At 41.4% G+C, this 23,104-nt stretch carries 19 protein-coding genes and 3 pseudogenes; 9 read left to right on the forward strand and 13 right to left on the reverse strand.

All coding sequences use genetic code 11. The features are described from left to right. Positions 1-100 precede the first annotated feature (100 nt). The 12 genes and pseudogenes from ACT6PV_RS05920 to ACT6PV_RS05975 form a co-directional block, all read right to left on the reverse strand. Entirely contained in the window at positions 101-967 is an 867-nt protein-coding gene (locus ACT6PV_RS05920; RefSeq protein WP_445115520.1) for an alpha/beta hydrolase, read from the reverse strand. Between the two features lie 168 nt (positions 968-1,135). Next, the gene (locus ACT6PV_RS05925) at positions 1,136-1,924 is read right to left on the reverse strand and encodes an alpha/beta fold hydrolase (protein ID WP_445115521.1); all 789 of its coding nucleotides are present in this window, start codon (positions 1,922-1,924) and stop codon (positions 1,136-1,138) included. A gap of 1 nt (position 1,925) precedes the next feature. After that, the gene (locus ACT6PV_RS05930; protein ID WP_445115522.1) at positions 1,926-2,099 is read right to left on the reverse strand and encodes a hypothetical protein; all 174 of its coding nucleotides are present in this window, start codon (positions 2,097-2,099) and stop codon (positions 1,926-1,928) included. A gap of 70 nt (positions 2,100-2,169) precedes the next feature. Continuing rightward, positions 2,170-2,334, reverse strand: a pseudogene (locus ACT6PV_RS05935) (MFS transporter); the annotation flags it as partial. A 338-nt stretch (positions 2,335-2,672) separates the two neighbouring features. Further along, entirely contained in the window at positions 2,673-3,200 is a 528-nt protein-coding gene (locus ACT6PV_RS05940; RefSeq protein WP_445115523.1) for a helix-turn-helix domain-containing protein, read from the reverse strand. A gap of 329 nt (positions 3,201-3,529) precedes the next feature. Continuing rightward, positions 3,530-4,498: a LysR family transcriptional regulator gene (locus ACT6PV_RS05945; protein ID WP_445115524.1), complete on the reverse strand. Its 969-nt coding sequence runs from the start codon at positions 4,496-4,498 to the stop codon at positions 3,530-3,532. A 12-nt stretch (positions 4,499-4,510) separates the two neighbouring features. Further along, positions 4,511-5,506, reverse strand: a complete 996-nt coding sequence (locus tag ACT6PV_RS05950; protein ID WP_445115525.1) for an amidohydrolase family protein — start codon at positions 5,504-5,506, stop codon at positions 4,511-4,513. A gap of 15 nt (positions 5,507-5,521) precedes the next feature. Continuing rightward, a complete protein-coding gene (gene nbaC, locus ACT6PV_RS05955; RefSeq protein WP_445115526.1) occupies positions 5,522-6,076 on the reverse strand; it encodes a 3-hydroxyanthranilate 3,4-dioxygenase in 555 nt (184 codons plus the stop codon). A 24-nt stretch (positions 6,077-6,100) separates the two neighbouring features. Continuing rightward, positions 6,101-6,517 carry a RidA family protein gene (locus ACT6PV_RS05960; protein WP_445115527.1) on the reverse strand — a complete coding sequence of 139 codons (417 nt, stop codon included), beginning with the start codon at positions 6,515-6,517 and terminating at the stop codon, positions 6,101-6,103. A 14-nt stretch (positions 6,518-6,531) separates the two neighbouring features. Next, entirely contained in the window at positions 6,532-7,302 is a 771-nt protein-coding gene (locus ACT6PV_RS05965; RefSeq protein WP_445115528.1) for a 2-keto-4-pentenoate hydratase, read from the reverse strand. Between the two features lie 51 nt (positions 7,303-7,353). Next, on the reverse strand, positions 7,354-8,145 hold the full coding sequence (locus ACT6PV_RS05970) for a 2-keto-4-pentenoate hydratase (RefSeq protein ID WP_445115529.1): 792 nt from the start codon (positions 8,143-8,145) through the stop codon (positions 7,354-7,356). A gap of 15 nt (positions 8,146-8,160) precedes the next feature. Beyond that, positions 8,161-9,630, reverse strand: coding sequence for a 2-hydroxymuconic semialdehyde dehydrogenase (locus ACT6PV_RS05975; RefSeq protein ID WP_445115530.1), 1,470 nt, complete (start codon positions 9,628-9,630; stop codon positions 8,161-8,163). 358 nt (positions 9,631-9,988) lie between these two features. Here ACT6PV_RS05975 and ACT6PV_RS05980 point away from each other — a divergent pair, with 358 nt between their 5' ends. The 8 genes and pseudogenes from ACT6PV_RS05980 to ACT6PV_RS06015 all read left to right on the forward strand — a co-directional run bounded on the left by ACT6PV_RS05980 (position 9,989) and on the right by ACT6PV_RS06015 (position 20,460). Then, positions 9,989-10,885, forward strand: coding sequence for an acetaldehyde dehydrogenase (acetylating) (locus ACT6PV_RS05980; RefSeq protein ID WP_445115531.1), 897 nt, complete (start codon positions 9,989-9,991; stop codon positions 10,883-10,885). A gap of 12 nt (positions 10,886-10,897) precedes the next feature. Next, on the forward strand, positions 10,898-11,917 hold the full coding sequence (gene dmpG / locus ACT6PV_RS05985) for a 4-hydroxy-2-oxovalerate aldolase (protein WP_445115532.1): 1,020 nt from the start codon (positions 10,898-10,900) through the stop codon (positions 11,915-11,917). A 517-nt stretch (positions 11,918-12,434) separates the two neighbouring features. Further along, positions 12,435-13,613: a ShlB/FhaC/HecB family hemolysin secretion/activation protein gene (locus ACT6PV_RS05990; RefSeq protein ID WP_445115533.1), complete on the forward strand. Its 1,179-nt coding sequence runs from the start codon at positions 12,435-12,437 to the stop codon at positions 13,611-13,613. A gap of 39 nt (positions 13,614-13,652) precedes the next feature. Next, a protein-coding gene (locus ACT6PV_RS05995) for an IS5 family transposase (RefSeq protein ID WP_445114676.1) occupies positions 13,653-14,466 on the forward strand; the annotation gives its coding sequence in 2 pieces (ribosomal slippage) (positions 13,653-14,035 and positions 14,034-14,466; 816 coding nt in all). Positions 14,467-14,484: 18 nt separating this feature from the next. Continuing rightward, positions 14,485-15,078: pseudogene (locus ACT6PV_RS06000) on the forward strand (ShlB/FhaC/HecB family hemolysin secretion/activation protein); the annotation flags it as partial. 27 nt (positions 15,079-15,105) lie between these two features. Next, positions 15,106-16,239, forward strand: a pseudogene (locus ACT6PV_RS06005) (two-partner secretion domain-containing protein); the annotation flags it as partial. 1,988 nt (positions 16,240-18,227) lie between these two features. Beyond that, positions 18,228-20,126 carry a DUF637 domain-containing protein gene (locus ACT6PV_RS06010; RefSeq protein WP_445115534.1) on the forward strand — a complete coding sequence of 633 codons (1,899 nt, stop codon included), beginning with the start codon at positions 18,228-18,230 and terminating at the stop codon, positions 20,124-20,126. After that, entirely contained in the window at positions 20,050-20,460 is a 411-nt protein-coding gene (locus ACT6PV_RS06015; RefSeq protein WP_445115535.1) for a VENN motif pre-toxin domain-containing protein, read from the forward strand. The genes ACT6PV_RS06010 and ACT6PV_RS06015 overlap by 77 nt, the downstream gene beginning before the upstream one ends. Before the next feature lie 15 nt (positions 20,461-20,475). On the opposite strand, the gene ACT6PV_RS06020 is transcribed toward ACT6PV_RS06015, so the two are convergent. Then, a protein-coding gene (locus ACT6PV_RS06020; protein WP_445114756.1) for an IS3 family transposase occupies positions 20,476-21,623 on the reverse strand; the annotation gives its coding sequence in 2 pieces (ribosomal slippage) (positions 20,476-21,377 and positions 21,377-21,623; 1,149 coding nt in all). A 149-nt stretch (positions 21,624-21,772) separates the two neighbouring features. On the opposite strand from ACT6PV_RS06020, the gene ACT6PV_RS06025 reads away from it, so the two are divergent. Next, entirely contained in the window at positions 21,773-23,089 is a 1,317-nt protein-coding gene (locus tag ACT6PV_RS06025) for a polymorphic toxin-type HINT domain-containing protein (protein ID WP_445115536.1), read from the forward strand. The last annotated feature ends 15 nt before the right edge of the window (positions 23,090-23,104 follow it).

Here is a 23,104-nt window from a genome sequence, read left to right on the forward strand (position 1 = left end):
GGTGAATTGCTGATGCATTGCCTGGTTATCTCTGTGGCTGAGAAAACTGTCTGAATATACCCCTGAATATTTAACGGGTTGATCGCCGGACAGGTTCAGCTTAAATTCCCATCATTTCAAAAGTCAGACGGCACATTTCACTGTCGGGATCAGCCATTTCAAAAACAATATCGAAATGATTACTGTCCGGCACAGCAACGAACTGGCATGAACAGCCATTGACCTGACAGGCAGTCATATACCTTTCAGTCTGCATTTTAAATTGTTCGGTTTCATTGGGGGCATAGGAAAAAATCAGTGATACGCCGGCTTCGGGTAAAAACTGGATTGGACTGTTGCGTATGGCTTTGTCTTCATCCAGGTGGGCCCATTCGTTAATATGGGTCGGTACAATGGGTAACAGATCGTATAAACCGCTCAGCATCAGGCCGCCTTTAATTTTTAAGGCAGGAACCTGATAGTGCTCGCGCCAGTTCTGTGCCAGAATCATTCCGGCAAGATGTCCCCCTGCTGAGCTGCCACCAACGTGGATCCGATCGGGATTGCCACCATATTCAGTAATGTGCCGGTATGTCCAGGCAATGGCCTTGCGACACTGGTCTACAATCTGGTCAATACTTGCCGTGGGTGCCAGTGCATAATTGATCACAACAACACAGGCGCCTTGGTCGGCAAAGGTTCTGGCCATGAAACCTGAATCAGCAGCATTCAGCATTTTCCAGAATCCGCCGTGTATAAATACAAATACGGGAGCATCCGACTGGCGATCAGTGGCTGGGAAAATATCCAGTCGTTCAGCTTCAGTATCGCCATAGGCAATATCCAGGAAACAGGGGATTTGCCTGCGGACTGTTGCTGTACGTTCAGCATATTGCTGCATAATGGGCATAATATCCGGCACAGTGCCACGGATAAAATACTGGCGGTCCAGTTCCTGTTGGTCATGGTAACGATAAATATAAGACATAAAAATGATCCGGTTGCTTGTACGTTGCTGCTGTCTGATTGTGGCTGTGGTAATGAACTGCGAGCCATGTATCAGAATGATGTACTCTCCAGTTCATCAGTACAGGCCTGTACCTGCACGTTGCCCATCAGGTGCTGATCCGGATGAGCGACTGGAAGCGCGTTTTAATTAAGAGCAGAATTCCTGAATAATGCTGACGACTTTTTCCGGTGATTCCAGGGTCGGAAAATGGGTTTCTCCTGTAATTTTAAAAGGGTTGAACCAAGGATTCGCCCGGGAGAATGTGGTCTGCAATTCATCATACTCTTCAGACACCGGCTGGGAATAAATGTGTGCGACCGGACGTTTCGGTGCAAGGGCTGCAATGCGTTCCAGTGGAGAGTTCCATTTACCATAGGCCCGTTCAATTTCCCGGCAGGAACGAACCCACATCTCCTGATCAAAGGAATCCATTTCCACCCAGACATGATCAATCACATCCTGATTGTCAGTATGTGAGACCCATTCATTGAACAGATGATCACGGGCCTGTTTCCATTTTTCAGGGATCTGACTGTTACGCAGATCTTCCATCAATCCGGTAAAGGCGCTTTTCATCAGCCAGTCAATCACGATGGTTCTGGGAACCCGCTGTACGCCAAGGCGTTCAGACAGCCCGATATTGGCCCATCCGCCATGGGAGGTTGACACAGGAATGACCTGGTCAATCTGTTTTGCATCCAGGAAGGCCACCACGTCACTGATCTGGTCATCGACAGTAAAATCACCATCATAACTGCGGGCACTGTTATGTCCACGCCAGTCAAGACGGATGACCCGGAAATTCTGTCTTAAGGGTTCAACAATATGTTTGAACAGACGATGGTCCTGACACCATCCGGACAGCAGCAATAACGTCTGTCCGGAACCACCGTCATCATAGTCAAATGAATTTGCACCAAGTTGTATTGATTCCATTTTATTCTCCTGAGTAAAAAAGTAATTTTATCAATGGTCTGAGGGATTGTTTTGCAGTTACATGAAGCCTGGCAGGTCTGTAGGCCGCTGCGTATTCAAATGATTCCAGTATCGGATGGAGTGCTTGGTTGATATCGGCTGTAAATTGCTGGATAAACAGCACATATTCAGACATGCTGTTGCTCCCTGATAACTTTGAAATACAGAGCCATAAATGCCAGCAGGGTTGGAATAGCCAGAATATGGAAAATACCGGCCAGGCTGAATTGCCAGGTGCTGAATCCGGCTGTTTTTAGAATGACAGGTAGCCAGCTGCTCAGCAGATAAAAGACCAGCAGGCTCATAAAACAGCATAACCACAGCATGCAGGAAATCCACAGATGGCGCGTCAGGACCATTTTGACAGGATGCACTGCGGCATTTTTTTCATCTGACGGAGATAACATCAGTGTTGTGTCGGACCCTGGCGGTTTTCCTGTAATTTTTGCCAGAATATTCTGCGCTTTTTGCTGCTGATTATTTAAGGCTGCACTGAATACAGGAGCCAGTACAAATACAGACCATTGCAATGAAGAAAGTTTATTCTGGTCAATTATATCATTTACATGTATAAACGGCATTTTAAATCCTTCTAAAATTGGCACAATGGTGATATGTCCTGTCATTATTCCTTCGTTGCAAAGATTCGTCATTAATAAGTCAGAGAGGAATCATAAGCACAATGTCTGAATGAAAATCACACTGGGGATTATGCATCGCGATGAAAATTTGAGCGTTTCAGTGTGTCGCTTGGCTTTTCTCCAAAGAAAAATTTATATTCACCTGAAAGGCGGCCAATATGGGTGATTCCCCATTTAAAGGCTGTATCGGTAATATTGGCGGAGTTATCTGCATTCATTAATTCATCCCGGATATGATATAAGCGGTAAAATTTGATATAACTCATCGGAGATAACTTAAATTTCTTTTTAAAGGACCGGTACAGCGTTTTTTCAGAGACTCCGGAAGCGATTTCCAGGTCACTGATATGAATTTTACTGACAATATTATTTTCTATATAAACCAGGGCTTTGATCAGAAAAAAAGGCGTATCCAGTGCCGAGCCGCATAATGGTTGTTGAATGTGCCCGGAGTCCAGTGCCTGTGTCTTTGCCTGGCCTGTCTGTGAATGCTGTGAAGCCTCTGGTGAACGATATGCAATATTGTCATCAAAATTGAAAATAGCCTGATCGTTCAGTGTTATTCCAGTGCGTTTATAATAAGAATAAAAAATCATAACATTCACCATAAATCCATGTGACTAAGAAATACTGATCGATTTCAAATGTATTTTTTTAATATAGCAAATTATATTTCAGTGGGAAGGTCTTCAAAAAATTATTTTAAAAATATTCAATATAAACAGCTGTTTGTGCTGTATGAATGTTTGTGATATTACAGGTATGTAAATTTATATCCATGATTGGTTATATAATATTTACTATTTTAGTATATATTTATGTTTGTCCGGGGGGAATTAATCTGAATACTGGCTAAATTCTCTTTGTTTATAATCTACTGACTGAATAACGGAATAAAAATGATGTAAAAGTGAATACCTTAAAATCACTGATTCAGATAGGGGTTGGTATTTTCAAGTGCTTTGATAAAATTCAGACAAGCTGAACTGAGTGTACGATCCTGGTTATAGCTGATACCGACGCTATCCAGTTCTGTAAACTCCTTTGTAGACAATATTTGCAGTATGCCCATTTCACAATAACTTTTGCTGATCAGTTCAGGCATGAAAGCAATAAAGTGTCCTTTACTGATCAGTTTGATATTGGTTAGTAAAGAGGTGGATTCAACAATATTGGCAGGGATATGAACGTCATGACTGATAAAATATTCGTTAATTGACTCACGCATGGAAGAGCCGTCATGAGGCAGAATCCAGTTTAATTCAGAAAGATCGGATAACTGACCGGACTGCAGATATTTTTCAATATTCGGGTTAGCTGTGGAGGTAACCAGGCACAGTCTTTCTTCGTAGATGGGCTGATGAATAAAGTTATATTTGCTGTAAAACGGAGAGTGCGGCCTGGGTAAACGGCCCACCACCATGTCCAGTTCCCCCTTGGACAGAGAAAGATACAGCTCGTTGATACTGGCGATTTTAATGGATACCACAATTCCTGGATTGTCCTGTTTTAATTTCAGAATGGCCTCAGGAATTAAATATTCGCCGCCGGACAGGACTGAACCAATGACAATATGCCCGGAATTGCCGTTATTAAAACTGTTGAGATCATCAATCAGGTAACGGAGTTCGGTAAATAGGCTGGATACACGATGGGCCAGGATCTGACCGGCATCACTTGGAAATACACCTTTATTGGTTCTGTTGAAAAGTGTGGCACCCAGCTCACTTTCCAGTTCCTGGATGGCTTTGGTAACTGCCGGCTGGCTTAAACTCAGTGCTTTGGCAGCACGCAGTACGGATCCACTCTGCACCACCTGATGAAAAATCACCAGGGGGCGGAGCTTAATTCTGTTTAATGCAATATCCTGAACGCGAAAGGGCTTTTTGCTCACCGAATATCCATATTATGGCAAATTGAAAAACTCCCTGGCATTATTCCATAAAATATTCGCTTTTGCATCATCTGATAAGGTGCTCTCCTTGACCAGTGCCCCAATGTTTTGCTCACCCAGCGGGAAGGGTGCATCTGAGCCGAGCATCACTTTGTCTTCACCCATTTTATCGACCAGGTAATTGAGTGCCGGCTGATCAAAGACGGCTGAGTCCACCCATAGGCGGTTTAAATAGCTGGAGGGTAACTGAGGGCAGTCTTCCCGGACGATGTCCCGATGTTTCCAGGCATTGTCCACACGACCGATCAGATAGGGCAGACTGCCTCCGCCATGTGCAAAGCACAGTTTCAGGTTGTCAGGCAGCCGCTCAAAGGCACCGGAAAGAATCAGGGACAGTGCGCTGAGCTGAGTTTCAGCAGGCATGGACACCAGCCATTGCAGCATCCATTTTTTCAGGCGTGGGCCGCCCATCATGTCCCACGGGTGTATGAACACAGGCATGTTTTCACTGGCACAATGGGTCAGAAAGGTCAGTATGCCTTCATCATCCAGGCTTTTATCATCGACATGGTTCCCAATCTGTACGCCTACATGACCATTTGCCTTGCATCTGGATAATTCCCTGCAGGCAGCGTCAATGTCCTGTAAGGGCACCTGAGCCATCACTCTTAAACGCTCCGGAAAGGCATGACAGAACTCTGAACCCAGGTCATTAATCCGCTGATTCCATGCCACGGCTGCGGCAACGGGCTCGGCATATGCAAATAAAATGGGCGTGGCACAGATGATCTGTAGGTCAATATGGTTTCGATCCAGTTCTTCAACCCGATCCTGCGGTGACCATAACGGACTGATGACCGGTCTGAAATTTTTTCCATTCAGGATAATGCTGCCTGTACGGGCATTTGCATTGACCTTCAGCCACGGCACGGTGCTGGGGTTGATGGCATGGGCACTTTCTTCAGACACAACCGGGAAAAAGTGAGAGTGCATATCGATGACTTTCATACATGATGTCCGTATTTAAAGTTTTAACTCTGAAATCCATTGATTTGCATGTTTACCTGCGTGTATATATCCACAGGATGGACAGGTACGGACTTCGTCACTGGTGTTGTAGAAGGTCCGATAAACGGGCGGTAACTGGGCGACCAGGTCATGGACGTGCTGCTGATCTGAATAGACCAGTGTGGCACACTGGCTGCAATACCAGTTAAAGCGGTCATCTTCCTGTTCCGGACGTTTATGTTCAACCAGAAAGCACAATCCGGGAGTCGGCCGCTGTGGTGAATGCTGTGCATGTGCTGGCATGACAAAAATATCGCCTTCCTTCAGGACAATTTTTTCAAATTTATTTCTGTCCCAGATAATCACATAGGCAGAACCGGCCATCTGATAAAAAATTTCTTCGGTTGGATTGTCATGAAAATCGGTCCTGAAATTTGGGCCGCCAACCATATTGATAAAATAATCACCATTTTCAAAAACAGCTGCATTACAGACCGGTGGGGCCAGTAAATTTGAATGGTTTTCTGCCCAGTCCTTCAGGTTTTTGGGTAAACCGTATTTATAATCCATGTTCATCTCTCCTGATGATTGTGGTCATGCAGAGGGATCAAGATAAGCGATGGCTTTGATCTCAATGCGTAAATGCGGGTGTGGCAGTTGATGCACTGCAACGGTGGTCCGGGTCGGACCGTTATAATCGAAATATTTTGCGTAGACTTTGTTATAGCGGTCAAAGTCATTCATATCGACCAGGAAGGCTGTAATATCGACAATATGTTCAAGTGAAGCACCCTGAGTTTCCAGGATGTCCTTGATATTGTTAATCACAGCTTCGGTCTGAACGCTGATGTCCAGGTTGGTTGAGCCCATTTCATCCACCTGAACACCGGCAAATGAGTTATCCGGTAAGCGTGAGCTTGTTCCGGAAACAAAAATTAAATGGCCGACTTTTTTTACATGAGGAAATCTTCCTCTGGGTTTTGCCTTACCGGTAACGACAGTTGAAGACATGGTGTGCTCCTGAATTAATTTGCAGCGGTGTTGATGGAAACTGTGCCTAAGCCATGAACCTGTGTTTCATAAAAGCTGTGGTTCTGCATATGAATGGCATTGGTCGCAGCGCCGGCCAGAATCAGGGAACCTGCCGGCAGGGTCTGTCCCTGCGCACTTAAAATCTGAGACACCTGGATCAGGGAAAGAATGGGATTCCCCAGAATTGCAGCCGTGGAGCCATAGGCGGCTGCATGTCCATTTTCAGACAGTATGACGCCCATATTTGCGGCATAATGTGAAAAATCCCGGATTTCACCCAGCACAAAAGCGGCGGCTGAGGTGTTATCTGCAACCACATCTGCCAGGGTGAATTTAAAATTCTGATAGCGTGAGTCAATAATTTCCATTGCCGGGAAAATACCGTCAATATAATAAATATAGTTGACCAGTGATAAGGGTTCAGTAATATCCCGGGCGGTGACAAAACCAATTTCCGGCTCTATCCGTGGGTGAATAAAGTCTTTCACATCAACAGTGTCATTGCTGTTGAGCAGCATGGCATCGGTCAGACGGCCAAAGATCAGCTTATCAATTCCCATCTGTTTCATTTTGGCATGACTGGTAAAACCAAGTTTGACACCAATCTGTTTTTCACCGCGTTGTTCACGGAGCTGTACCCCGATGTTCTGAATTTCAAATGCCTGTTCAAGGGTATAGTTGTCCCCGCAGATTGAAGCAATGTCCTGCTTTTCAATACGTGCCTGATCCAGTTGCCCGGCAATTTCCCTTAATTGTTCAGTCATGATTCTGATCCACCTTATCCGTTATTATTCAAAATATACTTGTGTATACCATTAGACAAAATTGACCCGTACACTGCCCAGGGACTGTATTTCGGCACGTACATGCGCAGGCGTGTCAATACTGGTCATGGCGCCCAGTGCGCCACTTAATACCAGATCACCGGCCCGCAGGGGTGAACCCTGTTGTGCCAGCGTGTTGGCCAGCCAGACCGTGGAAATCAGTGGACTGCCCAGGCAACTGGCAGAATGCCCGGTCGTGGCCAGTTCATTATTGACATACAGTGACATGCCCAGCTGGTTGATTTCGATCTCATTCAGATAAACCGGTTTTTGTCCCAATATCACCAGTGCAGAGGAAGCGTTATCGGCAATGGTGTCATGAATGGTGATTTTCCAGTCCCGGATGCGACTGTCCACCACCTCAATGGCAGGCAGTACATAGTCGATGGCATGAATGATATCCAGGAAGGTGTTGTGTTGTCGGTTCAGATCTTTTTTGAGTACAAAGGCAACTTCTGCTTCGACTTTGGGTTGCAACAGGGAAGACAGTGCAATACTGGCTCCGTCGGTATGGATCATGTCATGCAGGATACTGCCAAAATCAGGCTGATCGACCCCCAGCTGTTGCTGAACGACGGTGGAGGTCAAGCCAATTTTCTTGCCGACAATTCTTGCTCCTTCTGCAATCTTCTTTTCAATATTGATTTGCTGAATGGCGTAGGCGTCATGAATGGTGGCATGTTCACCCAATAAGGTGCTGACCGGGGCGCAGGCCTGTTTGTTCTTTTCCGCATCCCAGAGCAAGCTGGCGGCCCTGTTTAAGATATCTTTTTGAATTCCCATAATTTCGACTCTCAATTAGCTATATTTGATGCAGACATTTGTGATTTCAGAATAGCTGTCAATGGAATATTGACCGCCTTCACGCCCCAGGCCGGACAGTCTGGTACCACCAAAAGGTGTGCGTAAATCACGGGAATACCAGGTATTCACCCAGACAATTCCAGTATGGATTTGTGGGGTCAGGCGATGCACTCGTGATACATTTTCCGTCCAGATGGAACAGGCAAGCCCGTATTTGCTGTCGTTGACACGTACCAGCACTTCTTCTTCGGTATCAAAGGGAGCAATATGGCAGACAGGGCCAAATACTTCTTCCGTCACACAGCGGGCATGATCCGGCAGTCCGGTCCAGATGGTGGGCTGTACAAAAGCGGCTTTGTCCCTGTCATCACCAAATACCGGGATACCGCCTCCGGTGATGACCGTAGCGCCTTCCTGCCTGGCAAGCTCAAAATATGATGTGACTTTGTCACGGTGCTTATAGGATACCAATGGCCCCAGATCAACATTTTCCGTATCGGGTAAATCCACAATCAGTGCTTCGGTCTGCTGTTTCAGGGCCTGGACGAATCTGTCAAAAATGGTGCGATGCACATAGACCCGTTCGGTGCACATACAGACCTGACCGCTGTTATAAAATGCAGATTTAACAATACCTGCAACGGCCTGATCAAAATCTGCATCTTCAAAGACGACAGCAGCATTTTTGCCGCCCAGTTCAAAGGAGACTTCCTTTACGCCTCCAGCAACGGCAGCCATAATATGTGAACCGGTTTTTGACTCACCGGTGAATGATACGGCATCGATATCCGGGTGTTGTGTTAAAAATGCGCCGGCTGAATGATTGCCAAAACCATGAAGCAGATTAAAAGCGCCTTTGGGCAGTGAGGTCTGTTCAATAACCTGAGCCAGCAGTGCCGCAGAGGAGGGGGTTTCTTCCGAAGGCTTGCAGACCAGTGCATTTCCCGCGGCAAGAGCCGGTGCAATTTTCCAGGTGAGCAGTAATAGCGGTAAATTCCAGGGCGAAATTACAGCAACCACCCCCAGGGGTTTGCGTACCGTATAATTCAATAGTCTGGAACCATCGCCAATTAAGCTGTCGACACTTTCACTGACACCGGCACGTAAAATGCTGGCAAAAGTTCTGAAATTTGCAATACCACGTGGTACATCCAGCGTTCTGGCCAGATATATGGGACGGCCAGTATCAGCTACTTCAGCCTGAACGAATTCTTCAAAGCGTTTTTCAATACCATCGGCAATTTCATCGAGCAGATCGGCGCGTTGTGAGGGATGATATTTCCCCCATGCGTGATCGACTGCATGACGTGCTGAACGAACTGCCTGGTCAACTTCATCCATGCCGGCTTCAGATACTTCACAGAGTACCTGGCCGGTGACCGGGCTGATATTCTTAAATGTTTTTTTTGTATTTATGAAATGACCATTGATATATAATGGTAATGTTTTAATATCTTCGATCATTACAAACTCCATATGTATATATTCACTCTACCTTACTTGAAGGTGGTCCAGTGAATCCAATGAATTTACGGAATATGGCTATTATTAAAACTTATTGAGTTTTTAAAATTTATCTTTTTGAATTATATTTATTTTTTGAAATTTTTCTACTCACTTAAAATTAAGTAATAAATTTTACATTAATGTCCAAAACTGGATATTCATATTGTGATGCTCTCAACTAGAATCTAAACACAAAACAATTCCAGTGCGGTTGTACTGAAAATAATCGTTTAAACCCAGCATTATCGAGTGGTTACATCATCGATTTTAAATATCCGATTATTTCCATGCTTTTAACTGATTTAAGAGAATGTAAATGAACAAAATTAGATGTGCACTGATCGGGCCAGGTAATATCGGAACAGATCTGCTTTATAAGTTGCAGCGCAGTGAAGTACTGGAACCGGTCTGGATGGTCGGCATAGATCCTGGCTCTGAAGGCCTGGCACGTGCTGCAAAAATGGGACTGAAAACCACTGCCGACGGTGTGGATGGTTTATTGCCACATGTGATTGAAGATGATATCAAAATTGCTTTTGATGCAACGTCAGCTTATGTTCACGCCGAAAACAGCCGTAAATTAAATGCGCTCGGAGTGCAGATGATTGATCTGACGCCAGCGGCAATCGGACCATTCTGTGTGCCTCCTGTGAACCTTGAAAGGCTGATGGAAGCCGGTGAGCTGCCAAATGTCAATATGGTGACCTGTGGTGGGCAGGCGACAATTCCCATGGTTGCTGCAATTTCACAGGTTCAGCCGGTCAGTTATGGTGAAATTATTGCAACGGTTTCTACAAAATCTGTTGGCCCGGGAACACGTAAAAATATTGATGAGTTTACCCGGACCACTGCTGCTGCAATTGAGCAGGTTGGCGGAGCAAAACAGGGCAAGGCGATTATCATTATTAACCCTGCTGAACCACCGCTGATTATGCGTGACACCGTACATTGCCTGGTGGAAGGCGAGCCGGATCAGCAGAAAATTACCGAATCCGTACATGCCATGATCCAGCAGGTGCAGAAATATGTGCCGGGTTACCGACTGGTGAATGGGCCGGTATTTGATGGTAAGCGGGTTTCTGTTTTTCTGGAGGTGGAAGGCCTGGGGGATTTTCTGCCGAAATATGCGGGCAATCTGGACATTATGACGGCCGCCGCCGCACGGACTTCAGAAATGTTTGCAGAACGTTTACTGGCGACGGCCGGGGCTTAAGGAGCAAAACAGATGTTTAAGATTATTGTACATGATATGACCCTGCGCGATGGTATGCATCCACAGCGCCATCAGACTACAGTTGAGCAGATGATTGCCATTTCCACAGCACTGGATGAAGCCGGCGTGCCGCTGATTGAGGTGACGCATGGGGACGGGCTGGGCGGTTCATCCGTCAACTATGGTTTTGCTGCGGCGACGGATGAAGAATATCTCCGGGCAGTTGTTCCCCGCATGAAACAGGCGAAAATCTCTGCATTGTTGCTGCCCGGGATCGGGACGGTTGACCATTTAAAAATGGCTTATGATGTGGGTGTGTCCACCATTCGTGTGGCCACACACAGTACCGAAGCCGATGTTTCAGAACAGCATATTACAGCTGCCCGTAAACTGGGTATGGACACGGTGGGCTTTTTGATGATGGCACACATGGCGACACCGGAACAGCTGCTGAAAGAAGCTGAAAAAATGGTGTCCTATGGCGCCAACTGTATTTATGTGACTGATTCTGCCGGTTATATGCTCCCGCAGGATGTCACTGACCGGGTTGGCTTATTGCGTCAGCAGCTGGATGCGGATATTGAACTTGGCTTTCATGGGCATCATAACCTGGGAATGGGGGTGGCCAATACCGTGGCTGCGGTTGAAGCCGGTGCAATACGGGTGGACCTTGCTTCAGCAGGACTGGGTGCCGGAGCTGGGAATACGCCGCTTGAATTGTTTATTGCTGTGGCTAATCGTATGCAGATGGAAACTGGTGTTGATCTGTTCAAAGTCCAGGACATTGCAGAAGAGCTGGTGATTCCAATGATGCACAATCCGATTCGTGCTGATCGGGATGCTGCAACACTGGGCTATGCCGGCGTGTATTCATCATTCCTGTTATTTGCAAAACGTGCTGAAGCAAAATATGGCGTATCGGCACGTGAAATTTTGCTTGAGCTGGGGCGTCGTGGTACGGTTGGAGGGCAGGAGGATATGATTGAGGATCTGGCCCTGACCCTGTCTAAAATGAAGGAAGCGGAAGCATAAACCGTAATCCGATCTCTTGGTTAATCGGAAAGCACCCTTTTAGTGGGTGCTTTTTTTAGGCTTGCGTTGAGGTTGCTTTTTTGTGTCCGTAGGCTTCACAGCTCGGACTCTCAAATTGGTAGATAAAACAGCTATTGTGCTCAACGAAAGTAAATATTTGACTTATTTGTAGCCCAAAATAAGAATTTAGCTATAGGGTTGTAAGTTTGGTGTGGTAACTCAACTGATGATTCCAGTCTACTGTTTTTTCAAGTCAATTCCTTATCTGTGATTCGGGTTAATTACTTTTAACATCATATAAAACAAGAGATTTATTTTTAATAATTAAGTGAAATTTATATTAAATACAGTGAGATAAAGATTATATCTTTTATTAAAAAATATTAATTTTAAATCAAAAGTTTATCATTTTTTTGGTGGAAAACTAAGCTAATTAAATGTGGGTGTATTGTGGTGGTTTAGTTAACTGTGGTATAGTATATGTACAAAATTAATCTAAAATTAATATTTTAATATTATGGAAATTATCGCAAATAGAGGAAAAATTGTTTTATTTTTAACGATTTCCTATTTATTTACACAAGAAATATCTGCCCAGGATGATTTGTCAATAAATGAAAATATTAGACAAGACCAACGTATCAATGAACTGGAAAAAAAGTTAAATGAAGAAAATAATTTGTTGGCGCCACAACAAAAAAGTGAAAAAGTTAGTCGTGATAATGTCATTGTTCCTGAAGAACCATGTTTTGAAATAAACCAACTCCGTTTCGTTATAAACGATCCTTTACAAAGTGAAAATCAAAATATTTTCAATAGCTTGTTATATGGTCTAAATCAGCCAAACTTTGTTGTTGGCCAATGTATCGGGACAAAGAGCTTACAAAATCTAGTGAAATACGCACAAAATGAGCTGATCAAGCAAGGATTGATTACAACTCAGATTGTGGTAAATCCACAGGATTTGACTCAAGGTAGTTTGGTTTTAAATATATATGTAGGACGAATTCATCAAATTCTTTCAAAGGATAAATCTGTAAATAAGATAGAGATATTCACTGCTTTACCGATAAAAAATAATGAAATTTTAAATCTTAAAAATATTGATCAGGGTTTAGAAAATCTAAAGCGCACTTCAAATCGAGATGTGGATATCAGGATAGAGCCAACGGTAGCTCAAGATGGTACGGAACTGGTTGGTTATAGTGATCTTATTGTGACATCCAGGTCTTATAAAAAACTAGGATTGAGCTTAAATATTGACAATTCCGGATTAAAAAATACTGGGAAATATATTGGTGGTTTAGGGGTTAGCTTAAATAACCCCTTGCGTTTGAATGATGTGCTTAATATCAATTTAAGTCACTCGCTCGATGATTGGAAAAAAGACTTTAATCAAAGCTTTTATATCAATTATTCAATTCCATTTCGAAATTATGAATTATCAGCAACCCATAATGAATATAAATATGAGCAAAAAGTTGCCGGTTTTAATGGGCCGATTTTATATAGTGGGAAAACCAAACAAAGTAATCTCACACTATCTCGTATGATTAGCCGCGGTGCACATCATAAAACCAGTATTTACGCAAAGGGTTATCATAAAGAAAATCAGAATTTTATTGAAAATGTTGAGATCGGTGTGCAGCGTAGAGAAACTGCGGGGTGGAATGCGGGTATTCAACATAGACAATAGACTTCTTGCGAAAGTATAAAATGGGTTTATAATTTGAGAATGAAATATGAAAATTTAACGCGATTTGATGATCTGGAATTTAAACGTCTGGTTGGAGTTCCGCGCCCTTTATTTTCTAAAATGTTGAGCATTTTGGAAGAGGCAGAACGTGCGAAGAAGAAATCCGGTCGCCCTCATTCCCTGACTCTGCAAGATCAATTACTATTAACTTTGAATTACTTACGCTCATATCGAACTCAGATTGAATTATCTGCTGATTATGGCTTAGCTGAAAGTAATGTGAATCGAACGATTCAGAAAATAGAGAATGCACTTGTTCAATCCCGCCATTTTGTTTTACCGAAGAGAAATCAGGAGATTGAAAATGATGACTTTGTGCTGATTGATGTCACCGAATCACAAATAGAACGCCCTAAAAAAACAGAAAATGTACTATAGTGGGAAAAAGAAGAAACATACGCTTAAGACACAGGTTATTTTTAGTACGAAATTGAATCAAATTATCAGTATCCAGATCGATCCAGGAACAACCCATGACCTTACAATAGCCCGTAAACATGCAAAGGAATTAGCGAATTTTGCGTTTGTTATAGGTGATCTGGCTTATAAGGGTTTTAAAGAGATAAGCAGTAAGTTACTAATTCCAATAAAAAAGTTAAAGAAAAAGGAGCTCTCTCCAGAGGCGAAACTGATCAATAAGGAAATAAGCCGCCGCCGAATTCCAATTGAACATTTAAATAGAAGAATAAAAGTATTTCGTATTCTTAGTGAACGATATAGAAACAGGCGGAGAAGATTTGGCTTAAGAATGAATTTAATTGCAGGGCTTATCAACTGGATGATTAAAATATGACTTACGCAAGAAGTCTAATATATCGGCAATGCGTTACTGGATTTAAATATTGATTACCGCCGAGGTACAGGAGCATTGAACGCCCAACCTGCACCAGAAGAAAGAATTACAGCTTATGATCCTGTAAAAAAACAGCAAATCATTCTTCCTGCGGAAGGATATGCTCGAGCTCCGCTATGGAGTGCTGACTTTCGTTATTCCCAGCCTTTCACTATTTTAAACCGTCCTGTTCAGTATCGTCTAAATTGGCGTGGACAATTTGCACCCAAAATTTTAGTTCCTCAGGATCGTTTTTACATTGGTGGGCGTTATAGCGTCAGAGGCTTTGATGGAGATGTGATGCTGTCTGGAGATAATGGTCACTACTTACAACAAGAATTCAGCTGGAATTCACCTATTCCTGCGACACAATTTTATGCAGGTATAGATCAGGGATGGGTAAATGGACACAATAGTTATTCTGGACAACGCCATCTGATTGGCAGTGTCTTTGGCACGCGTAGTTATTTTAAAGGTATCTATTTGGATGCCTTTATTGGACATGGTATTAAGGCACCTAAGGTAATCAAGAAAGAATGGATTACGGGCTTTAGCTTAAATTTTTCATATTAATCAAAAAACTTTTTAGGAATCTAAGAAATGAATAAAAATTGTTATCGTATTATTTTTAGCAAAGCAAAAAATATGTTTGTTGCTGTTGCAGAAAATATAAAGAACCAAACAAAAGCTGCAGGACAAAGCACACAACAAGCTTCCTTTGCAGAGTCAGTAAATATACAAAATTCAAAATCATTTCATCAGTTGTGGCAAGTTAAAAGTATTGTTGCATCGATGAGCTTATTTATAGCATTTTCACCTGTCTATGCACAGATGCAGGCAGATCCTGCTGCAGCGGCTCATCAACAGGCAAGTATTGGTGTAGGGCAAAACCAACAAGGTCAAAATGTCCCTGTGGTGAATATTCAAACACCTAAAAATGGGGTGTCTCATAATATCTATAATCAATTTGATGTATTGCAACCTGGTGTGGTATTAAATAACAGTCGTAATGGTGCAGAATCAGTGATTGTGGGACAAGTGGGAGCCAACCCTTATCTACAAACAGGTGAGGCGCAAGTCATTTTAAATGAAGTAAATTCTGCTGCAGCTTCACGTTTTGAGGGAAATCTTGAGGTCGCTGGTCAGCGTGCAGATGTGATTATTGCCAATCCATCAGGCATTAATATTCAAGGTGGTGGATTCATAAATGCCAATAAGGCAATATTTACTACAGGGAAACCGCAACTGAATGAAGATGGCAGTATTCAACAGTTCGTAGTTGACCAGGGAACAGTCAATGTCAGCTCAAATGGAAACAATTTAGGGCTTGGTGGTAATAACAACAATGCAGATTATGTCGATATTTATGCAAAAGCTGTTGAACTCAATGCCCAGGTTCATGCCAATCAAGCGTTACAAGTGGTTACAGGTTCAAATACAATTAGTGATGATTTGAGTTCAATTACACCCAATCAAGAAAATAGCATCACCCCAACATTTGCATTAGACGTGAAAGCACTCGGTGGGATGTATGCCAATAATATCTACATTATTGGAACGGATAAAGGTTTAGGGGTAAGTAATGCGGGAACTCTGCAAGCTCCGCAAAGTTTAGTCATCACCAGTACAGGTAAAATTGAAAATACGGGGGTTATGCAAAATACCAATCCACAAGGTGGCTTATTGAGTATCAGTACGGGTGATGGAGCTGATATTGTCAGTAGTGGGGCAATGATTACTAATGGCAATTTGTTTTTGGAATCTGGGCAGCATATTACTCTGGATAATGCAAAGCTGGAAAAACATGGCGTTGATAATCAGAATATTATTTCTGTGAGTGCCAAAGGAGATGTCAATTTACAGAACAGTAGCAATGTTCAAAATTTTGGTGAAGGGGGGGATTTATACATTGATGCAAATAATATCAATCTTGGCAATGATATCAATCTTGGAGTCAACGGTTCAATTGTGCTTGACGCTCAACAAAATCTGAAAGCCGATGCAGTAAAAAATATATCAAGCACCAATGATGTTAATTTGTCAGCAGGCGATTTATTGTCATTGAACACGACACCAATTTGGGCAAATTCTGGAAATATAAATTTAGATACGACTAAGCAAGACTCTAATCTGACACTAAATTCAACCAGTTTAAATGCCGAAAAAGATGTTAATATTTATGGGGCAGGTGTTGTTTCTATAAACAATCTTGGTTTAGATAAAGTTGGTGAAACAACAAAAACTAAAAATTTTAATGTAAATGCACAAGGTGATTTGACTTGGCAGAAAGCTGGTACTTCTTTGCCTGTATTTACAGGTAAATTGGATTTACGTTCTAATGGTAAATTAGATATTTCAGGAAGTCAGTTTATTACAAATGATGGAATTAATTTATTGGGAACAGAGTTGATCGTGGACAGTCAGCTCAAATCAAATAAAGATATTAATCTCACAGCATCAGAAAGTGATCTTAATTTGAATTTAGGAACTGATTTATCAGCAGGTTCTGATATCAATGTTTTAGCTTTAAAAGGCAATCTTAATAGTTATGATTTAAAAGCAAAATCAGAAGCAGGACAAGTTTCATTGATCGCTTATGGTGATGCTAATTTAAATAAAAATAAACCATTTAGTGCTTTTCCTGATATTCCAGGTTTGCCTCCTAGGATTCCCGCTGTTACTTCAGATGCCATTGTCATTGAAGCAAAAAATGGAGTTGTTATAGGAACAACAGGAACAGGAAATACCAATATTGAAGCTGCGAAAATAAACTCTACTGAATCTGGTATAAAAATTCGCAGTGAAGGTGGTGCAAATATTAATGATACTTCACTCAATACAAAAGATAATATTGAAATTTTTGCAAAAAATGATTTAGTGTTGAAAGGGATTAGTTCGAACTCTAAAAGTCATACAGCGTTACACTCTGATAAGAATATTGTTCTTGATACCAGTACAAATAATGCTTGGAGAACAACAGATCTGAGCTACATTCCTGTTGGGCCACTTGATTCAACGTCTACTGAATACTCTCAATTGAATTCATTGGGTGTGCTCTCTTTAACAAGTAATCTGGATCAGAATATTAGCAATTCGAATTTGGTTGGGGGAGCCGTATTAATTGAATCTGGGGGTGCATTAAATGTTGCTCAATCAGCTGAATTAAAACCTCGGCAATCGTTTGCAATCAATGCAGTTGGTTCGGATTTATTGAAAAATGATGAAAATCTTCAAAAAATAAATGGAAATTTAAGTGTTAATACAAAGTCCGATTTAGTTCTGAATGCAATTGATAACTCTGGGCGAAGTATTGAATACCAGGAAGTAAAGCCAATTTTTTTATCGACAGGGCTAATGGAAGTTAGAACAGAAGGCAATTTAACTTTAAATGGGAAAGCTCCCCCTGTAAACAACGATAAGTTTCAACAATTAATGGTTGACCCCGTAACTTTGAAGTCTGGAGGTGGGATAAATTTAAATGCTTCAAGTGTTAATTTAAATTCCGCCTTATTAATAAACTCTTCTGCTGATAATGCTGTTAACTTAATATCAACAACAGGTGATGTTGTTGTTAATGCACTTGAGCAAAACGAGGTAAATCAGAGGCAGTATGATTTACTTAATCCTGTGCAGAATCTAAGAGATGAATTAATTGCGAGTGGAAAACAGATAATATAACACAGAATTTAATTAACTCATTAGAAAAAGAAGTTGGGTTTTATTTGGCAGATCTAAATGGTAGTCGCCATATAGGTAGTAAAATTAACTCAGATAGTGATGTCAATATAGCATCTAAGTCTGGTGTGTTACTGAGAAGTGCTGATATACAGTCAAAAGGCAGTGTTAACATAGAAGCACAAGGATTATTGGATAAAACTATAACAGCGACTAATCCAGAAGATCAAATTGATACAGCTATTGTCATTGACGGAACTGTTGATCTATTCAAAAGAGGTGTAGAAACGGATCCAAACTATATGGAAAGAAGTTTGGTGAATAGCACAATGATCAGTGCTGATAAAGATATTAATATTACTTCAAGTGGGAGTTTCGGTGAAATATTGTGGATGGATAATCCACAGTTAAGCGGAGATTACACTCAAGCTGAATTACAACCTATTCAGCTGAAAAAAGTGATTAATAATGCAAAAGATAATATTGTAATTAATGCTGCTGATTTAGTATCTAAAGGTAATATCAATATTAAATCAAACGGTAATATTGCAATGGAGTCTGGTGTAGAAGAATCCTATGATAAATCTACGACAATGTATATTAATGAATCCTGGTCAGGTTTGAAAAGAAAGTCGAAAACAATTGTAGAGCAAAAGCAGTTGGCGACTGCTATACCAACAATATTAACTGGAAATAATATCAATTTACAGGCACGTGGAGACATAGAATTATATTCAACATTGATGGCAGCGAATGGGGGTAAGGTAGATATAATTGGTGAAAATCTTTACTTTTTCACCTCAAAAGAATTAGACAAATATGATAGCGATTCGAAATCTACGTCTTCTTTGTTAGGGATTAAATACGATACAACTAAAGTTAATAGTAATAGAACGAGTGTTTCACAACTTCCTGTGAAACTACAAGGCGATTATTTATCGACGGATTCTAATCAAGATACGGTTTTTGTCGGGACTCAGTTTGATTATTTGAAAGATGCGACTATTAAAGCGAATGGCGATATAGCTCTATTAGGTGCGTCTAATATTATCGAGGAATCAAAAACGTTAGAGAAAAACAGTGTTGTATGGCAAAAAATGGAAGGTGAAGGCAGTACAACACAAACGATGACTTTACCAAGCTTTAATGGCCCAACTGCTCCAGTTTTTAATGCTGAAGGAGGATTGATTGTACAGATACCAATTAGTGAACAAGATCAAAATAAAGTTCAGATTAAAGATGAAATTGTAAAACTTTCAAATCAACCAGGTTATGAATATTTAAAAGAATTTACTCAAAGAAATGATGTTGACTGGAATAGAGTCATTTTAACTCAAAAAGATTGGGATTATTCTCAGCAAGGCCTGACGGGGGCTGGCGCTGCACTTATTGTAATCATTGTAACAGTCTTAACAGCTGGGGCAGGTACAGGAGCTGCCACATCTGTAGCAGGTGCCACTGGAAGTACAGCATTAGGGGCGGGAGCACAAGCTGCTGTAGCAACACTTGCCTCACAGGCTAGTGTTAGTTTGATTAATAATGGTGGTGATATTGGAAAAACGCTTAAAGATTTGGGTAGTAAGGATAATGTTAAAGGGCTTGTAGCTTCCGTGGTTACAGCTGGATTATTAAATCAAGTAGGAACTACACTTGGTTTACGACCTGATAGTACTTTATTGTCTGATCGAATAATTAATAACTTCACTAATTCGGTAGGATCCACTTTAGTTCAAACTGCAATTAATGGTGGTGATCTAAGTGAAAATCTTAAAGTAGCATTATTATCAGGTCTTGCTGGTGCATTACAAGGTGAGCTTGCTCAACAAATAAAGGGATTGGAAGGAAACTACGTTTTACATAAGATTGCCCATGCTGCAGCTGGTTGCCGTTGCAGGTGCTCTACAAAAAAGCTGCGAAGCTGGCGCAATTGGAGCGGCAATTGGTGAAATTGTAGCAGGAGCAATTCCAAGTAATAAACCAGTAGATCAAATGACAGACGATGAACGAATTGAATATGGTAAAAAGGTGCTGGGTCTTTCTCAGTTACTGGCAGGCACAGTTTCAGCTTATGCCGGTTATGATGTGAATATTGCGGCTAATGCAGCTAATGTGGCTGTTAGTAATAACTATTTAACTTCTCAACAAGTGGTTGAGTTAGATAAAGATATCCGAGATTGCAGTGGAGATAGTAGTTGCTTAAACCAAGTTGATAATAAATATTTTGGTAAGAATGGATATTTTGCGATTAATCAGGAAGCATATTTAAATTGTAAAACATGAATAGCCACTAAGAATCTAGATACACGCCAGCTTCATTTCATAAAACGTCTCGAAGTCCTTTGGCGACCGCTGGTCGTTAGCACCATGGCGACGTTTCACGTTGTAGAACATCTCAATATACTCAAATATATCTGATCTAGCTTCAGCACGCGTTGAATATATTTTCCGTTTAACTCTTTCTCGTTTCAGTAATTGGAAAAAGCTCTCTGCCACAGCATTATCGTGACAGTTGCCGCGACGGCTCATGCTGCTTTCCAAACCATGTTGCTTCAGAAAGGCTTGCCATTCATGACTGGTATATTGGCTACCTTGGTCAGAGTGAACCAATACTTTATTTGTTGGCGATCTACGCCAAACTGCCATCAATAAAGCATCAAGAACTAGCTCTTTAGTGATCATTGGTTTCATAGACCAGCCAACGACTAACCTTGAGAAAAGGTCAATCACAACAGCTAAATACAGCCAGCCTTCATGAGTACGGATATAAGTGATATCTGTTGCCCATGCTTGATTTGGCTGTGCAGGATTAAACTGCCGATCTAATGTATTGGCTTGAACAATAGGTTGATAGCCCTTTGAATATCCTGGTTTTCGATAGCCACGTTGGGATTTCAAGCCTTCCTGTCGCATCAGTCGATGTACACGATTAACTCCACAAGGCTCACCAATATCACGCAAGTCACAGAAAATCTTGCGATAGCCATATACACCGCCTGACTCTAACCAAAACTGTTTAATCAGGCCTGACAGTTGTTTGCTACGTTTGGCTGTAGCACTCAAAGGTTGTTTCAACCATGCATAATAGCCACTGGGATGAACCTCCAGTACCGAGCACATTCTATAAATTGACCAGACCTGCTGGTGATCCTTGATAAAGGCGTACCTCATTTTGACTGGCTGGCGAAGTACGCCGCGGCCTTTTTTAAGATATCACGCTCTTCTGTAACTCGTTGCAGCTCTTTCTTTAATCGAGCCAACTCTTTGGTTTGATCTTCAAGAGCAGTAGCTTGGGGTGTTTTAGGAAAGTATTTCTTAACCCAAGCATAAACACTATGGGTCGTTGTGCCTAATCTTCCCGCAACCTCTGCAACACTGTAGCCTTTCTCAATGACTTGCTGCGCTGCTGCAATCTTGAACTCTTCGGTAAATCGTTTGCCACTCATAAAAACACCTCTTAATTAGCTATTTTATCTAACTATTCGGTATCGACAAACTTAGTGGCTATTCAACATTAGATTGTAAATTAGAACATGAGACAGCGCGTCAAGCTGGAATTTTAACTAAAAAGAACACACCATTTGTTGATTATAATTTGCAGACTAAATTTATTAATAGGCAAGATTCTTCTGCTATAGGCTTATTAAAAAGTGCAAGTGGCGATACTGCTTTTATTCAAAGTACATCAAAAGTTTTAGCGTTTATTGATGTCAATTGTGGTGGGACTATAAATGCAACTTGTAATACAAAATGGCAAAACTATCAAGAAAAACAACAATCGGATATCGTACTTTTGTTGGGAATGGTTGCTTCAGTGGGTGGTGGTGTCGTTACTACAACTGCAATTAGAAGTTGTTTAGCAAATACAGCAGCATGTAATGTATCATTTCGCGTAGCAATAGATAGTTTGTTTACTGATGGGGCGATTTATGGTCCTGGAGCAGCTGGAGTTACATTGGCGGCCAGAAACCAAATGCTTAAAGAGGCAGATCAACTAAAGGGTCTTTATAGTAAAGTTGTTTTAAAACAAGATTATAAACCATTAAATGCGTCTCTGTGTGGTAGCACAGCTTGTTTTGTTGCTGGGACATTAGTAGAAACGGATAAAGGATTAAAGCCTATTGAACAATTGAAAAGTGGTGATTTTGTTTGGTCAAGAAATGATTCAAGTTTTGAATATAATTATCAAGCGATTATTGGCACTAAACGTACAGACAATCAAATTATACATAAAATTGTAATAAAAAATGATAAAAACATAGAAGATACTATATTTACAACGGAAGAACATCCATTTTGGATAGAAAATAAAGGATGGTTAAAAGCAGCGTTACTTCAAGCTGGTATGAAGCTTGTGGATAGAGATAATAGAGTTTTAGAAGTTATATATCATGAAAAATTAGTACATACAGACACTGTTTATAATATTGAGGTTGAAGCAACACACACATACCATGTGGGGCGTTTAGGTACATGGGTTCACAATGCGTGTTGTGAAATTAAGGATGGCAAATATGTATTTAATAATTTACTTCCAGAGCGTTTAGCTGATGAGATGGCAGATGCTAGCAGGTTAGGTGTAAAGCCTATGAATATTTCAGATAATGGATTTGCAGGAATCGTTGCTAATGACGGCCATTTAAAATATGCGGTTACTGAAGATGGAAATTTGCTTTTTATTCCTAAAAATGTAGATGGGGTAGAAATTAAACATGCTGTAATCACTGGTGGAAAGCCGGTATTAACTGCTGGAGAAGTCCAAATCGCTTCCGATGGTAAAGGAGGATTTATTGCATTTGATTTGGACCAGAATAGTGGGCATTTTTTAAATGCAGCCACGAAACTTGAAAATCAAGTCGTAAAAGCTGTTGCTGAGGCAGCTTTTAAAAGCAACAATATTAAGATATATTAATCGTGAGGGTTGTAT

It is taken from the genome of Acinetobacter sp. WZC-1, from assembly GCF_052544965.1.

Coding starts and splice junctions, on each gene's coding strand:
- ACT6PV_RS05975 (WP_445115530.1), bottom strand. CDS start 9,630: ATGATCGAAGATATTAAAACATTACCATTATATATCAATGGTCATTTC.
- dmpG (WP_445115532.1), top strand. CDS start 10,898: ATGTTTAAGATTATTGTACATGATATGACCCTGCGCGATGGTATGCAT.
- nbaC (WP_445115526.1), bottom strand. CDS start 6,076: ATGGATTATAAATACGGTTTACCCAAAAACCTGAAGGACTGGGCAGAA.
- ACT6PV_RS05940 (WP_445115523.1), bottom strand. CDS start 3,200: ATGATTTTTTATTCTTATTATAAACGCACTGGAATAACACTGAACGAT.
- ACT6PV_RS05960 (WP_445115527.1), bottom strand. CDS start 6,517: ATGTCTTCAACTGTCGTTACCGGTAAGGCAAAACCCAGAGGAAGATTT.
- ACT6PV_RS06015 (WP_445115535.1), top strand. CDS start 20,050: ATGCTGCAGCTGGTTGCCGTTGCAGGTGCTCTACAAAAAAGCTGCGAA.
- ACT6PV_RS05930 (WP_445115522.1), bottom strand. CDS start 2,099: ATGTCTGAATATGTGCTGTTTATCCAGCAATTTACAGCCGATATCAAC.
- ACT6PV_RS05980 (WP_445115531.1), top strand. CDS start 9,989: ATGAACAAAATTAGATGTGCACTGATCGGGCCAGGTAATATCGGAACA.
- ACT6PV_RS05925 (WP_445115521.1), bottom strand. CDS start 1,924: ATGGAATCAATACAACTTGGTGCAAATTCATTTGACTATGATGACGGT.
- ACT6PV_RS05965 (WP_445115528.1), bottom strand. CDS start 7,302: ATGACTGAACAATTAAGGGAAATTGCCGGGCAACTGGATCAGGCACGT.
- ACT6PV_RS05970 (WP_445115529.1), bottom strand. CDS start 8,145: ATGGGAATTCAAAAAGATATCTTAAACAGGGCCGCCAGCTTGCTCTGG.
- ACT6PV_RS05990 (WP_445115533.1), top strand. CDS start 12,435: ATGGAAATTATCGCAAATAGAGGAAAAATTGTTTTATTTTTAACGATT.
- ACT6PV_RS05920 (WP_445115520.1), bottom strand. CDS start 967: ATGTCTTATATTTATCGTTACCATGACCAACAGGAACTGGACCGCCAG.
- ACT6PV_RS05950 (WP_445115525.1), bottom strand. CDS start 5,506: ATGAAAGTCATCGATATGCACTCTCACTTTTTCCCGGTTGTGTCTGAA.